This window comes from Aquidulcibacter paucihalophilus (assembly GCF_002105465.1).
Taxonomy (GTDB): domain Bacteria; phylum Pseudomonadota; class Alphaproteobacteria; order Caulobacterales; family Aquidulcibacteraceae; genus Aquidulcibacter; species Aquidulcibacter paucihalophilus.
Genome location: NZ_NCSQ01000159.1, coordinates 1 through 13,973, shown reverse-complemented (window position 1 = coordinate 13,973; position 13,973 = coordinate 1). Strand labels below are relative to the sequence as shown.

The following is a 13,973-nucleotide window of genomic DNA, read 5'->3' as shown; positions in this document are numbered from 1 at the left end:
GGGTCAAAGAGAATCGAGGCCCGATTAGGCGGCGCGGACGCGCTCCAAGAATTCTTGCGTCTCTTGATCGAGCTTGGCGGCTTGGACCGAGAGTTCGCGGCTGGCGGCCAACACTTGGCTTGCAGCCGCGCCAGTTTCCCCCGCGGTTTCGGTCACGCGCGAGACGTCGGAGGCCACCGATTGAGAAGCGGCAGCCACTTGGGTAATGGCGCTGGCGATCTCTTGGGTCACCGTTGCCTGTATATCAACCGACTGGCCAATCATGCCCGCATTTTGGTTGATCAGGGTGATAACGGCTTCGATGCGCGACATGGCATCCACGGCACCATCCACAGCGCCTTGGATCGAGCCGATTTGGGCGGCGATATCCTCCGTCGCATTGCCGGTTTGGCTTGCAAGATTTTTGACTTCTTGGGCCACGATGGCAAAGCCACGACCTGCTTCCCCGGCACGTGCCGCTTCGATGGTGGCGTTCAGCGCCAAGAGGTTGGTTTGGTCGGCGATGCCTTTGATCAGCTCAACCACTTCGCCGATGCGACGGGCGGAATTGGCCAGTTCGCTCACCGCGCCTTGGGCTTCCCCGCTCAAGCGGACCGCTTCAATGGCAACCGAGCTCGATTCAGACACATTGGACTGAATGGTCGAGATCGAAGTGGTGAGGCTTTCAGCCGAACCCGCCGCAGTTGAAGCACTGACAGTGCTTTCTTCGGCGGCAGCGGCCACGCTGGAGGCCATCATATTGGTGCGGTCAGCAGCCGCGGTCATGGCTTGTGCGGTTGCTTCCAACTCTGCCGAAGCGGCAGCGACGGTGCGCAGCATGTCGCCCGCCACTTGCTCATAGGCTTGGGTAGCAGCGGCAATGGCTTCTGCGCGGCGCATTTGGATCTTGGTTTCTTCGCTGGCAGCGGCTTCAAGAGCGATGCGCTCAATGGCATTTTCCCGGAAGACTTCAACCGCTTCGGCCATTTCACCCAATTCGTCACCACGATCACGGCCTGGAACCATGAGATCGGTCACACCACCGGCGAGCGTGCGCATCGTATCGGTAAGGTCCGAGATTGGCTTGGACAAGCTGCGGGCAAACCAGAAGCCTGCTGCAGCGGCAGCACCAATGGCAACCAAGGTGGCCAACAAAATGTTCAAGGCCAAAGCCCGCAAGGGCTCTTGCGCTTCAGCAACGGTTTCATCGGCGGATACAACAAACTTTGCACCCAAGGTGGTGAAGGGCACGAAAGCGGTGATGGCTGCATTACCGTCCACGTCTTTGGTCACGGTTGTGATGGATTTGCCTTCAAAGCTTTGCTTCACAAACTCATTGTCGACCTTTTGCTTGAGAATGGTTGGCTCTTTGGCGTGTGGTGAGTTGTTACGCACCAAAAAGTCTTCACCAATCAGCGTGTTTTCGCCCGTTTTGCCGTTTGCCGGCTGTGGCTTCATCGCCGCATCCAGCTTGTTGATCGACAATTGGATAGCGAACACGCCCTTCAACTCGCCATTAGCGCCCTTAATGGGCACGGCAATGAAGCCAGCTGGCACATCGGCCGATGGCGCATAGGGTTTAAAGTCTGCAAGCTTTGGTTCTGCGTTGGCACCTGCGGCGATCACGTCGCGGACGACCACGCCAAGACCGGAATCCTTCCATTTGCCGTTTGCCAATTGGGTCGCGAAGTCACGCTCTTTGAAAACCGTATAGACATTCTGGCCATTCGCATCGAACAAGAAGATGTCGTAGAAATCGTTCGTACGCAGAATATTGCGTAACCAAGGATGCAGCTCGGCATGGACTGCATCATAGGCCGTGCCATTGTTTGCTGCGTCCCACTTTTCCTTTTGACCAGCTGGATTGGGGTTCTGATCAATATAGGTGGCCTGAAGTTGAGCTTCCGCATCGGGGCCCAATTGCGCATAGGCGGCGGCAAAACGGTCGAGCGCGGAGGAAATAATCGCGCTGGAAGCCAATTCTTTTGCTTGCGCGCCCGACGTGTCGAAGAAGGCCTTGGCTGCCTCGGCCCTCGAAAGCGCCGTTTCTGTCAACATACTCTGGGTTTCAGTGTTGATATTATGTTGGGAGTTTAAGTAGGCGGCTCCACCCGACATCGCCCCCGCCAAGGCCGCAAGACCCGCAATCACCATCGGTAGCTTTTTCGAAATCGCTACTTTATTCAACCCAGACAACATGACAACTCTCCCTGGTCTTGGGCCGACATCTTCATCCATCGAGCCTGTCTCGATAGTACTCAGCACCATAGAATCTACGGGTCGTTATATCCGATAAGTGGTTACGTATATGTTTACAAATATGGACAGGGTTCAGCTTGCAACTGCTCTACTCAATACCTTGAGTCTACCTTATTTTGTCTGACGAATGATCGCTTCAATTGCTGCCCAAGCCTCCGGTTCTTCCAGGGTTGGCGCATGGCCAACATTGGGGACCTCGGCTGTGATGAGGTCCGGCTTCGCAAGCTTCATCCGCGCGACAATTTCAGCCGACAAAAGATCCGAAAGTGCACCGCGAATAACCGCTGTTGGGATCGGCAACAGCGCCCCATACTGATCCCACAGGGTTGGAATGGCCTCGGTTCCGCCAGAACTGGCCACATGTGCGATGGCGGGGTCATAGTCGAACACAATCCCATCGGCAGTCTCAATACAGGTCTTTCGGGCAAAATCTGCCCAAAAAGCAAGGTCTTTGTCTGGGAAAGCGGCTTCGCCGATCACCGACATCATGGTCGCAGCTTCATCCCAAGTCTGGGCTCGCCCCATTTTACCAACATAGCCTTGAATGCGCTTCAGGCCTGTGGGATCCACTTCAGGACCAATATCGTTCAAGATCGCGCCCGCAACGGTAGTTTGGGAAAAAGCGGCGACCAGCATGGTGATAATGCCGCCCATGCTCGTTCCAAGGAACACGGCCCGCTTAAGACCCAGTCGGTTCAAAACGGTCAGAACATCTTGCGCATAGACCAATGGATTATAATTGCTAGGATTGGGGTCCCAATCCGAGCGACCCCGACCACGTACATCGAGCGCTAAGACCCGACGGCCCATGCGGCGAATCGGTTCGATGACTGCCAAAAAGTCTTTATGATTGCGCGTCAGGCCATGCAGACACAGAACAGGCGGCCCCGTATAGGCCCCAACTGGGTCGAAATCCGCGACATAAGTCTTCACCCCATCATGGCCGACAATCATATGCTCGTTCATACTCGCTCCCAACCGCGCCTTTGGCTCTGAAGAGACTAGTTTAAGGCCTATTTGGCGATACGAAACAAGGTCTGAACGGCCCATGAACCTGACTCAGGGATAACAAACGTCATAATCGGACGTAAGAAAGCGCTTATTTTGTCGATCTCTCTTGCAGACTCGTTTTTTCGTTCCTATCTTGTTCTTATCAATCGCAGTCAGACCAGAAAGGAATGGCGATGCAATTATCTCTTTTGCCAGCCTTGGAGGCAGAACGCCCCCACACCAAGCCTGTGGCCCCATCCCCACGGCAGGACTCGCCCTTGCCGACCGCCAGTCGACCAACGACGGCCCAAATCAATTATCTCAAGCGCCTGACTGGTATTCGCGCAGACGGGCAATTGCAGCGCTATGTGGCGCGTAAGGTGGGCAAACAAGTTCAAGCCACTGAAAAGCTGGTTTTGACGAAACAGGACTTTGCCCAAGCGATTGACCGTGAACTGAATGAGAAGCGCTGGGCCGCCTAACGCCCAGACTTAGGCCAGCACGAGGTCATCACGGTGCACCAAAGCCGGCCTGCCCGCATAGCCCAGTATCTCTTCAATCTCGTCGCTATGGCGGCCAAGGATTTGCAGCGCATCGGAGGAAGAATAGGCAGAAATGCCATGCGCCACGATGCGGCCAGCCCCATCTTTGATCGCAATCGCGTCGCCACGCTCAAATTGTCCTTCGACGGAAGTTACGCCAACCGACAAGAGGCTTGCGCCGCTTTTGAGGGCCTTTGCTGCGCCCGCGTCAACACAGAAACTGCCAGCGGGATTCAGGCTGTGGCCCAGCCAAGCCCGTCGCGCGCTCTCGCGATCTGCGGCCGGAATAAACCAGGTTGAGCGTCCCCCCTCTAAAAGGCGACGGAACGGATGGTCTAAGAAGCCGTCCTTGATGGCCACGCTACACCCAGCAGCGGTGGCGATCCTGGCTGCGTCAATCTTTGTGCGCATCCCGCCGGAGCCAACGCCGGCCTTTTGATTAATGCCCCCTGCCATGGCCTCGATTGCGTCGGTAATCTCGCGGACCTCGCCAAGATGCGCGGCATCGGGATTTTGGCGCGGATCGGCTTCATACAGACCATCAACGTCTGAAAAAAGAATGAGGGCGTCTGCCCCGATCATTTGCCCCACACGGGCGGCCAACCGATCATTATCGCCATAGCGCAGCTCATCTGTAGCAACTGTGTCATTCTCATTGACGACGGGGACAGCCCCGCATGCCAACAAGGTGTCGAGCGTTGCGCGCGCATTCAACCAGCGCCTGCGCCGTTCGGTGTCATCTGGGGTAACAAGGGCTTGAGCGACGGCAATGCCTTGCTGGGCAAACGCCTCACCCCAAGCGGCCATCAGCCGGACTTGACCAGCCGCAGCAGCGGCCTGCTTTTCTTCCAGCTTCAATTTTCCCGCTGGCAAACCCAAGGCCCCGCGCCCAAGTGCGACGGCACCCGAGGTGACGATGACGATCTGTTGGCCTTGGCTTCGCGCCTGGGCCACATCTTGGGCCACCGTCGCCAGCCACGCCGTGCGGGCTTCCCCGCTGGCGGGATCAATGATGAGCGACGAACCAAACTTGAGAACAATGCGTTTGGCTTGACGCAAAGCCCGATGCGTCATGGTGCCCAACCGTCCTCATTGGCTTCAGCCAACGGCGCACCGAATGAGTCCACATCATGCAAATCTGGAGAAAGAATGCCGCGCGATTTCGCAATTTCCCGCCAGAGCAGACCCAAAGCTCCGCGTACGCCTGAGTTAGACACGCCAGAGATAGCAAGCACGGTTCGGCCCGCTTCTTTAGATAAGGCGGCCCGCTTTTCGGCAACTTCCTCTGGGCTCAAGGCATCAATCTTATTGAGGGCGATGATCTCCGGCTTTCGGGCAAGATCTTCGCCATAGGCCTCCAACTCACCGCGTACGGTACGATAGGCTTGGGCGACATCGTCTTCCGTGCCATCAATTAGATGGAGCAAGGCGGCGCAGCGTTCGACATGGCCAAGGAAACGCGTGCCGAGACCTGCCCCTTCGGCTGCCCCTTCAATCAGACCGGGAATATCGGCAATCACAAAGCGCGTATCAGGCCCCAAGGTCACCACGCCCAAATTGGGGTGCAAGGTGGTAAAAGGATAGGCGGCCACTTTCGGATTGGCCGAAGAAACCGCAGCAAGAAAGGTCGACTTGCCAGCGTTGGGCAGGCCCACAAGGCCCGCATCGGCGATCAGCTTAAGCCGCAACCAAACAAATTTCTCTTCGCCTTCAAGCCCACGGTTAGCCCGATCTGGGGCTTGGTTGACAGAGCTTTTGAAATGCAAATTGCCCCAACCACCATTGCCACCCTTGGCCAGCACCACACGGTCGCCAATCTTGGCAAGGTCGGCGATCAAGGTCTCACGATCTTCTTCTAAAATCTGTGTCCCAACCGGCACTTTCAGCACTAGGTCTTCCGCCGAAGCCCCATGCTTTTGGCGACCCATGCCATTCTGGCCGCGATCAGCCTTGAAGTGTTGCAAATAGCGATAGTCGATAAGCGTGTTGAGGCCGTCGACAGCTTCGACCACCACGTCGCCACCGCGACCGCCATCACCGCCGTCTGGTCCGCCAAATTCGATATATTTCTCCCGCCGGAACGAGGACGAGCCGTTGCCGCCGTCGCCGGAACGGATGTAGATTTTTGCTTGATCAAGGAATTTCATAACCTGCAGAGATTAGCGCGGAACGCGCCACAATGAAAGCCAAGCCATTCAGGGGGTAGATTTCAGGCTGCAGGTGCGGGTGCCAGCGGCACAAAGGGCGCATCGGGGCGGTCGGGCATCACCGTTTCGACATGCTGTTTGAGACGCTCTGTTACCTCGGCCGCATCGCCCAAAAGATGGTCGGGGGGGATCGCGGGACCGGCCGACAAGGTGAAGAGCTGGCCTTTCTTGTTCAACAGCTCTTTGAATAAAGTGATGTCACGCAATTCCTTGGAAAAGCGATCAAAAAAGTGAAACCAAAAGCTCCAAGGACCTGTCATATGGATCGGCACAATTGGGGCACGATTCTTTCGGGCGATGGAGACGGCCGAACTCATCCACTCTGGATCTCGCAAAACCCCATTCACATGGCGGGCAAGCCGACCAGCCGGAAAGATAAAGATCGCCCGCTCTGCTTGAAACGCCTCTTGGGTCAGCCGCAAGGTCTCGCGCGTTTTCTCCCGGGTCCGCTTATGCTCTTCCCACTCAACCGGCACCAAGACGTCGATAAAGCCGGCAGACACACGATGGGCATCGGCATTGGCATAGAAGATTAAGTCGGGCCGGATAGGTTTGATCGCGTCCCAAGCCGCGATGCCGTCCGCAATCCCGGTTGGATGATTGGCCACAATCACACACCGACCACTTTGAGGAATATGCTCAAACCCCCGTGTTTGCGTGCGGACCGACAGAAGATGCGCCACTTCCTCTAATGCGGGCAGGCCCGGCAGGGATGCGATGGTGTCGGCCATGGTGACCGCCTGATCATAATCGAGCAATTTGTTGAGAGACGCCCGAATAATCGGCCAAAACACCGACTTTGCGAGACTGGGCGCACGCTCTTCGATCAGGATATCGATGATATGTTTGTCGCGATGGGGTTGCTGTTCAGGCATCAAACAATCCAACGACGCAAGCGGTCGCTGGGGTAGAAGCTGCCATGGACCAGATGGATTTGGCAAGCCCAGATACCAAGCCCAAAGCGCGCGGCTTTGGGCTTGGCAATGGATGTATCAAACGTGACTTAGAAAGCGACGCGGACCCGGGCGCGCACCTGTTCCACCCGAACATCGGTGCGGTCAATCGTCGTCTCATAGCTGAGACCCAAGGTAGCCGACTTTAGCTTGGCCTCAACCCCAAGGCCGACTTCGCCCCAGGATTTATCCTGCGCAAGGCCCGCCACATTGGCCAAGGTCACGCTGGAAGCCGCAGCAAAGCCAAGGCCGCTGGCACCTGTGTCCAAGGCTTGGAAGTCATGGGCGAGGGCAACCCGTGCCCAAGGCTTGATGTTGCCGCCCGTGCCAAAGTCGCCATAGGCTGTCACACCCAAGCGGGCCACCAGCGCTTCAACGGTACGCGCGCCCACCGTTAGACCAATCGGTCCAGACTCCCGATAGGCATCAATCTCAGCCTTGTCATAGGCAATGGAGACGCTGGGTATGTAAGAACCCCACGCGGTTTTCTGGGTGGCACTGAGTGCGGCACCCAAGCTGGTCAGCGTGCTATCGGTTGAGCCCGACGCCGCCAAGGGTCCTGCAAAACGCGTCATGTCGAGATTACCAGCCCCCCGAGAGGCATAGGCGTCCAAGGCCAAGACGGGTCCAGACACACTGCCATAGACAGACAAGGCCGCCGCGTCCGACTTTGTCTTGGCGCTGCGGTTCGACAATTTGCTGGTGCCATTGGCGAGATGGAGGGCCGCCCCCAAGACATAATTTTTCTGGCTATAGTCAAGACCGACCACACCCGTCACGGTCTCCGTCCGCGCGCCCAAAAAGCCCCTTTGAGCCTCTACATGGGCACGAAGGCCACGCACTTCACCAAAGGCGCTCCAGCCGGGTTTCATCGCCGTGGAACCGCTGGATGCCGGCAGAACATCGCCTGCATCGGTCATCACGCCAGTGCCGCCACTGATAGCGGCCATTTGAATGCCGCCCCAATGGGCACCTTGCGCACCGGTCTGCCGCACTTGGGCCACACGTCCCATGATCATGGCACTCATGGATTCCGACGTCCGCAACATGGATTGGGCCGCAAGCTGGTTATCCCAGGGGGTCAAGGCCTGCAGGAAGTTTGCGGCCTCGATGGGATTGAGACGGTCCGAGAAGCGATAGATGGACGCCAAGCTGTTGTAATTGCTGGCGCGGTTACTATCGAGCAGGCTTGCAAGCCCCGAACATTGTACACTCGAGCAGGCCGCAAACGAGGTGTAAGGCACTGCCGTAATGTCGAGGAACACATCCCGGCCAGATACACGCGGTGTCGCGCGCAAGACGCCGGGCAAGTTCGACGCAATCAGAGTGAAGGCGCCGCTCGTCGTGCCCGTAGCCGAAGCAATATTCCAGCTGGTGCCAAAGTCTGGGACATAATTATTCAAGAAGTTGGCAGCAAAGCCACCGCCCAACACCAGATTGCCAGTCACATTCAAGCGGTCAGCAGATGATGCACTGGCGATATCAACACCAAATGTGCCCGTGCTGCCAAAGCCAGCCCCGCCGCTGATCGACAAGGTCCCGACGCCACCAGCTGCCCCCGGGGTTAATACGCCGCCAGCAACCAAGACGCCCGATTGGGTCAGGATCGAACCAGAGCCCGACACGGTACCGCCCAAAACATTGAGTTGGCGCGGCGCGAAAATGCCATCGACATTCAAGACACCCGCATCCACAAAGGACGAGATCGTGGTGTTCAAGCGGCTACCAGCCCGGATATTCAAGCCCGACTGCGCACCCCGCACATTGAGGCGGTCGATTGTGGCGGTAACGCCTGTCATCGAGGTTGTGCCTGCCGCGCGCAAATTGACTTCGAAATAACGGGTGGAGTTTTGCACCCCGGCCACGCCATCGGTATTATTGGGTGTGAAGCCACTGGTACCAACCCCCGTTAGGGCCCCAGAATTGAGGGCCAGACGGCCGGAGGTCCAGGGCAAGGTCGAGGATGCTTCTGAGGCGATCCAATCGACCTTTGCACTGGGCAGATCCTGAGTGCTCGCCACCGCTTCTGCGCTTGCGCCCATAAAGCGGCTGGGCGCGACTTCGCCTGAGCCGGTCTCGGCTTCTACGGCATCCGACACCAAATTCACGATCCCAGCATTATCAGTGTGGAGCGGATTAGCGGTGCCGCCCGTTGCCGGACAGGTGCTCGACAAGGTGCAGAGCTTTATGTTCGCAGGGTTTGGCGTGATGGTACCAAAATTGGTGGAAGCGTCCGTTACGCCGGCTGCTGCCGTTGTCGGCAAAGCATTGACCAAAGTGGACCCTGACAAGGTGAAATAAAGCGGGTCTAACTCTTGCCGCCAGCGTGTCGCATCCGTCCACTCCCCATCGCCTGCGGCAACCGTCACATATTTGTAGGGGTTATTGATCAGGATTTGATCCCAGAACAGATAAAGCGGGTTATAGCCTGCGATCGTGCCAAAATTGGCAAAGGGAACCGAGAAGAAGCCGAAATTGTCATTCGGATTGCCAACCGCATCAAAGAAGAAGCGCGACCCCTGGCTCAACACGCCCAAAGAAACTTCCCGTCCAAATGCGGAAGTCACCAGAGGGCTGCCCGAATCCCCTGCCGCCGTGCTGGCTTCGCCCGCAACCGCTGCGCCCGGAAACACGTCGAAATCAAACGTATTGCCAGTGGCACTGCGCGTGATGCTGGCCGAAAAGGGGCGCGTGGCGCGCGATGGATCGTCGAAATCGAACCAATACATGTCTTGATAGACAAGGGTCGAAGGGCTCAAGCCATTGCCGATAGCAGCCCCATAGACGCCAATGTTCAGATCACGGGAACTGCCCAAAAACTGCAGCACATTACTGCCCAAACGGCGGAAGAAGGTATCGTCCGTTCCGGATAGACGGGCACCCGTCAAGCCATTGCCCGCTTGGCCATAGCCGCCAATGGTTACAGGGACAGCACCGCTAACTTGCGAAAACAACAGACCAATCCCATTGGCTGCATCGCGTCCCAAGATTTCGGTCGGGGTATCAAAGCCAGCAATTGCAATATCGGCAGGCAGGAAGGTGCCTTCATTGGCGCGCGCATTGGGGCCATTGCGGGCGCGCGGATCCCACCAAACCATGGTTGAGTTCACCATGGTCCGTCCATCCCCGCGCGGCACGATAAAGTCTTGCCCGAAGAGCCAGTTGCGCAGGTTCACATTGCCAAAAGTGGGGTCGGTTGTGTAACCGACTTGGGCGCGATTACCGCGCGAATTGCCGTCATACGCGCCTGGAGCCAAACTATCGACACAATGGGCGGCAAACAGAACGGTACGCGGATTGATAAGCAGGCCCGTACAGGTCCCGCCACCGGTGCCAGCTTCATTACGGATGCCCAAGCCGACCCAATAGGGCCGCGTATTATTGGTATCGACCACCGCAGCGGGCGAAACTGAATCGGGGGTGACCAGCGCCACAGCCGGCGCACCTGCGAACGCACCAAAGCCCAAAGCCAAGCTAGCCACTGTATTGGTTAAAGTTTTTCTCGAAATCTTCATTTTCATACCCCCTCAAATCGCGATTACCCCAGCGCTTAAGAGCCGCGCTGTCGCTTCTAAGTTGCGCGAAACTAAAGCTTGGCAGGTGGGCGTCAATGCCATAGCACGTTGGATCAAGCCTTCGTGATTATCGTTTTGTTCATGATCTTCAAGGCGACGACAATGCCGCCTGATACTGGCTGAACCCATACAGTTTATCTCTGCCGCATCACAGGCTAAGGCTATCGGAAGATAAGGGGCAGCACCATGCGCGAAATCCATCATTTCATCGACGGACAAACCAAAGCGGCAAATACAGGCCGCTTCCACAATGTCTATGATCCGTCTACGGGCAAGGTCCAAGCGCTGGTGGAATTGGCTTCGGCGGACTTTCTGGCTGAGGCGGTGGCCGGAGCCAAAGCTGCCCAACCGGCTTGGGCGGCCACCAATCCCCAAAAGCGCGCGCGGGTGATGTTTGCGTTCAAGGCCCTCTTGGAACGCGATATGGAGGATTTGGCCCGCCTGTTGTCGTCCGAGCATGGCAAGACGGTCGCGGACGCCAAGGGCGATATTCAGCGCGGCCTTGAAGTCATCGAATTTGCCTGCGGCATTCCGCATTTATTGAAGGGGGAGTTTACCGAAGGTGCCGGCCCCGGCATTGATATGTATTCCATGCGCCAGCCGCTTGGCGTGGTCGCGGGCATCACCCCGTTCAACTTCCCCGCGATGATCCCGATGTGGATGTTTGGCGTGGCCATTGCCTGCGGCAATGCCTTTATCTGTAAGCCCAGCGAAAAAGACCCCTCTGTGCCCGTGCGCTTGGGCGAGCTGTTACGGGAGGCAGGCCTACCCGATGGCATTTATCAAGTCGTCAATGGCGACAAAGCGGTGGTGGATGCAATCCTAGAGCACCCCGATGTGAAGGCTGTCAGCTTTGTCGGCTCCTCGGCTGTGGCCGAATATATTTATGCCAAGGGTGCCACCTATGGAAAGCGCGTCCAAGCCATGGGTGGGGCCAAGAACCATGCCATCATCCTGCCCGACGCTGACCTCGACCAAGTGACCAATGACCTTATCGGCGCAGGCTATGGCAGTGCGGGCGAGCGCTGTATGGCGATTTCGGTGGCTGTGCCTGTGACCGACAAAGTGGCAGACGCCCTAATTGCCCGTCTGAAGCCCCGCGTCGAAGCCCTCAAGGTTGGCCCAAGCCTTGACCCCGAGGTCGATTACGGTCCGCTGATCAGCCGCGAACACCGCCAGAATGTCATTAATTGGATCGACAAATCGGTGCAGGAAGGCGCAGAGCTTGTGGTCGATGGCCGCACAGTTTCGTTCCAAGGCTATGAAGATGGCTTTTATCTGGGCGGCTCGCTGATCGACCGGGTCACACCCACGATGGAGAGCTATAAGACCGAAATCTTCGGGCCTGTCTTGCAAATCGCGCGGGCAGAGGATTTTGACAGCGCAATTGCCCTGCCTAATGCGCACCAATATGGCAATGGCACCGCCATCTATACCCGCAATGGCCGCGCCGCGCGCGAATTCGCCAGCCGCGTTGAAGTCGGCATGGTGGGCATCAATGTGCCCATCCCCGTGCCCTTGGCCTATCACAGCTTTGGTGGCTGGAAACGCTCTGCCTTTGGCGACGCCAACCAGCACGGGACTGAAGGGGTGCGCTTCTTTACCAAAGTCAAAACCGTCACCGCCCGCTGGCCCGAAGGCGCAGGTGCCGCAGAATTTGTCATCCCGACGATGAAATGAAGGTGGGGGAACAATAGCAAACTAATGAATCAATCAACATGGGCCAACTGATAATGATAACAACTTGGTTCCTCTCTGGCATTGGGACCCTTATGCTATTTTGGCAATCAATTCAGTTTGTCCGCAAGAAAGCTTGGAAGAAGTTAATCAAACTCATCTTGTTCGCCATACTTATCTTCTTTACGGCTTATTTGATTGTTCTCGTAACCGTAATCATTGCCTACAAAACAGGTGGCGAGACTTATAGCCTCTCCTTTTTTGGGATCTTTCTATTCCTTCCCTTAATGTATGGCGTCGGCACCATTTGGCTTGGACTGCGCATTCGGAAACAACTCGGTCAAAAGAATGCTTGATAGGCTCGATCACATGTCTTGGGATGTTTCAGGGGCATTGGGGTTCGGCGACTTAGCAAGCTCCAAGGATCTAAAATGCTAGCGGCCCTCTACCGCCAAAAGGCCGAGCAAGGCTTGATCAAGTTCGATCCCGCCCAAGCGGCGGCGGTCGAATTGTTGGGTATCTTGCAGAACCGCCTCAAGGACTGGCGGCCCGGTAAAGCGCGTTTTCTGTTCGGCAGGCCAGAGCCTGCGCCTGAGGGGATTTATCTCTATGGCGGGGTGGGGCGCGGCAAAAGCATGCTGATGGACCTCTTCTTTGAGGTCGCCCCGGTTGAAAAGAAGCGGCGCGTGCATTTTCATGAGTTCATGGCCGAGGTGCATGCTGGGGTGAATGCGTGGCGGGCGATGAGCGCCCAAGAGCGCAAACAACAACCCCATTTTGTCAAAGGGGCGGGCGATGATCCGATCCCGCCGGTTGCCAAGGCCATCGCCACTGAAGCTTGGCTCTTATGCTTTGACGAATTTCAAGTGACCGACATTGCCGACGCCATGATCCTTGGCCGCTTGTTTGAGCAATTATGGATGCGCCAAGTTGTCGTCGTTGCCACCTCGAACCGCCACCCGCGCGACCTCTATAAGAATGGCATCAACCGCCAACTCTTCTTGCCCTTCATCGCCATGCTGGAAGAAAAGCTGGAGCTGCACGCCTTGGATGGCCAGCGTGACTATCGCCTTGCGCGACTTGAAAGCCAGCCTGTCTATCATAGCCCCCTCGATGGGCGGGCTTTTGCCGCGATGGATCAAGCTTGGGCGGCCCTGACCCAAGGCGCGCAACCCCGCCCGACCACGCTGATTGTATCAGGCCGCGAGCTAAAGATTGCACGCGCGGCTGCTGGCTGTGCGCGTATGAGCTTTGAGGATTTGTGTGTCGCAGCCCTTGGAGCCAGCGATTATCTGGCGCTTGCCAAGCGGTTTGAGACATTGCTGTTGGACGGGGTTCCGATCATGGGACCTGAAAAGCGCAATGAAGCCGCCCGCTTCCGCACCCTGATTGACGCACTTTACGAGAACAAGACCAAATTGATCATGAGTGCCGAGGCTGAACCCGACCGCCTCTATGGCACAGGCGACCAAGCCTTTGAGTTTGAACGCACCGCTTCCCGCCTCTATGAAATGCGCTCGCGCGACTATCTGGCGGCAGAGCGAGGCGGGGATTGAGGGGCTCCTAACCCACCACCCGCATCGTCAGATTGATCCGTCCGCCGCCGGGTATCAGACTGGACGAGCCAGACAGCACCCGATCTATGCCGTGGTAGAAATGCCGCGAGGCACCGCCCAGCACCACGACATCACCTGAAGACAGTTTAAGCGACGTGGTTGGCCCACCTCTTTGTGGCCCACCCAAGCGGAAGATGGACACCCGCAAAAACTGCTCGCTTTGAGGCTGTTGATG

The 13,973-nt window shown here is 57.1% G+C and carries 10 protein-coding genes; 3 read left to right on the top strand and 7 right to left on the bottom strand.

Annotation, left to right across the window (positions count from 1 at the left end; genetic code table 11):
• Positions 1–24: 24 nt before the first annotated feature.
• The gene (locus B7364_RS11785; protein WP_198534231.1) at positions 25–2,178 is read right to left on the bottom strand and encodes a methyl-accepting chemotaxis protein; all 2,154 of its coding nucleotides are present in this window, start codon (positions 2,176–2,178) and stop codon (positions 25–27) included.
• Between the two features lie 171 nt (positions 2,179–2,349).
• Entirely contained in the window at positions 2,350–3,204 is an 855-nt protein-coding gene (locus tag B7364_RS11780) for an alpha/beta fold hydrolase (RefSeq protein WP_157893667.1), read from the bottom strand.
• A 218-nt stretch (positions 3,205–3,422) separates the two neighbouring features.
• On the opposite strand from B7364_RS11780, the gene B7364_RS11775 reads away from it, so the two are divergent.
• The gene (locus tag B7364_RS11775; protein WP_157893666.1) at positions 3,423–3,710 is read left to right on the top strand and encodes a hypothetical protein; all 288 of its coding nucleotides are present in this window, start codon (positions 3,423–3,425) and stop codon (positions 3,708–3,710) included.
• A gap of 9 nt (positions 3,711–3,719) precedes the next feature.
• On the opposite strand, the gene proB is transcribed toward B7364_RS11775, so the two are convergent.
• From proB to B7364_RS11755, 4 genes are all read right to left on the bottom strand, one after another.
• Positions 3,720–4,844 (bottom strand): glutamate 5-kinase, encoded by a 1,125-nt coding sequence (gene proB, locus B7364_RS11770; RefSeq protein WP_085340233.1) that lies wholly within the window; start codon positions 4,842–4,844, stop codon positions 3,720–3,722.
• A complete protein-coding gene (obgE, locus tag B7364_RS11765) occupies positions 4,841–5,917 on the bottom strand; it encodes a GTPase ObgE (protein ID WP_085340232.1) in 1,077 nt (358 codons plus the stop codon). The genes proB and obgE overlap by 4 nt, the downstream gene beginning before the upstream one ends.
• 62 nt (positions 5,918–5,979) lie before the next feature.
• Positions 5,980–6,852, bottom strand: coding sequence for a 1-acyl-sn-glycerol-3-phosphate acyltransferase (locus B7364_RS11760; protein ID WP_106407623.1), 873 nt, complete (start codon positions 6,850–6,852; stop codon positions 5,980–5,982).
• Between the two features lie 128 nt (positions 6,853–6,980).
• A complete protein-coding gene (locus B7364_RS11755; protein WP_198534230.1) occupies positions 6,981–10,445 on the bottom strand; it encodes an autotransporter family protein in 3,465 nt (1,154 codons plus the stop codon).
• A gap of 246 nt (positions 10,446–10,691) precedes the next feature.
• On the opposite strand from B7364_RS11755, the gene B7364_RS11745 reads away from it, so the two are divergent.
• Together B7364_RS11745 and zapE are read left to right on the top strand one after the other, a co-directional pair.
• Positions 10,692–12,185 carry a CoA-acylating methylmalonate-semialdehyde dehydrogenase gene (locus B7364_RS11745; protein ID WP_085340229.1) on the top strand — a complete coding sequence of 498 codons (1,494 nt, stop codon included), beginning with the start codon at positions 10,692–10,694 and terminating at the stop codon, positions 12,183–12,185.
• A gap of 428 nt (positions 12,186–12,613) precedes the next feature.
• Positions 12,614–13,738 (top strand): cell division protein ZapE, encoded by a 1,125-nt coding sequence (gene zapE, locus B7364_RS11735; RefSeq protein WP_085340227.1) that lies wholly within the window; start codon positions 12,614–12,616, stop codon positions 13,736–13,738.
• Between the two features lie 7 nt (positions 13,739–13,745).
• Here the strand turns inward: zapE and B7364_RS11730 are convergent.
• Positions 13,746–13,973, bottom strand: a 228-nt coding sequence (locus tag B7364_RS11730) for an alpha-ketoglutarate-dependent dioxygenase AlkB (protein ID WP_198534229.1), incomplete at its 5' end; no start/stop codon positions are given.

What these genes read in the sequence shown, in the direction of transcription:
- B7364_RS11785 (WP_198534231.1), bottom strand. Translation starts at nt 2,178, where the DNA reads ATGTTGTCTGGGTTGAATAAAGTAGCGATTTCGAAAAAGCTACCGATG.
- B7364_RS11780 (WP_157893667.1), bottom strand. Translation starts at nt 3,204, where the DNA reads ATGAACGAGCATATGATTGTCGGCCATGATGGGGTGAAGACTTATGTC.
- B7364_RS11755 (WP_198534230.1), bottom strand. Translation starts at nt 10,445, where the DNA reads ATGAAGATTTCGAGAAAAACTTTAACCAATACAGTGGCTAGCTTGGCT.
- obgE (WP_085340232.1), bottom strand. Translation starts at nt 5,917, where the DNA reads ATGAAATTCCTTGATCAAGCAAAAATCTACATCCGTTCCGGCGACGGC.
- zapE (WP_085340227.1), top strand. Translation starts at nt 12,614, where the DNA reads ATGCTAGCGGCCCTCTACCGCCAAAAGGCCGAGCAAGGCTTGATCAAG.
- B7364_RS11745 (WP_085340229.1), top strand. Translation starts at nt 10,692, where the DNA reads ATGCGCGAAATCCATCATTTCATCGACGGACAAACCAAAGCGGCAAAT.
- B7364_RS11760 (WP_106407623.1), bottom strand. Translation starts at nt 6,852, where the DNA reads ATGCCTGAACAGCAACCCCATCGCGACAAACATATCATCGATATCCTG.
- proB (WP_085340233.1), bottom strand. Translation starts at nt 4,844, where the DNA reads ATGACGCATCGGGCTTTGCGTCAAGCCAAACGCATTGTTCTCAAGTTT.
- B7364_RS11775 (WP_157893666.1), top strand. Translation starts at nt 3,423, where the DNA reads ATGCAATTATCTCTTTTGCCAGCCTTGGAGGCAGAACGCCCCCACACC.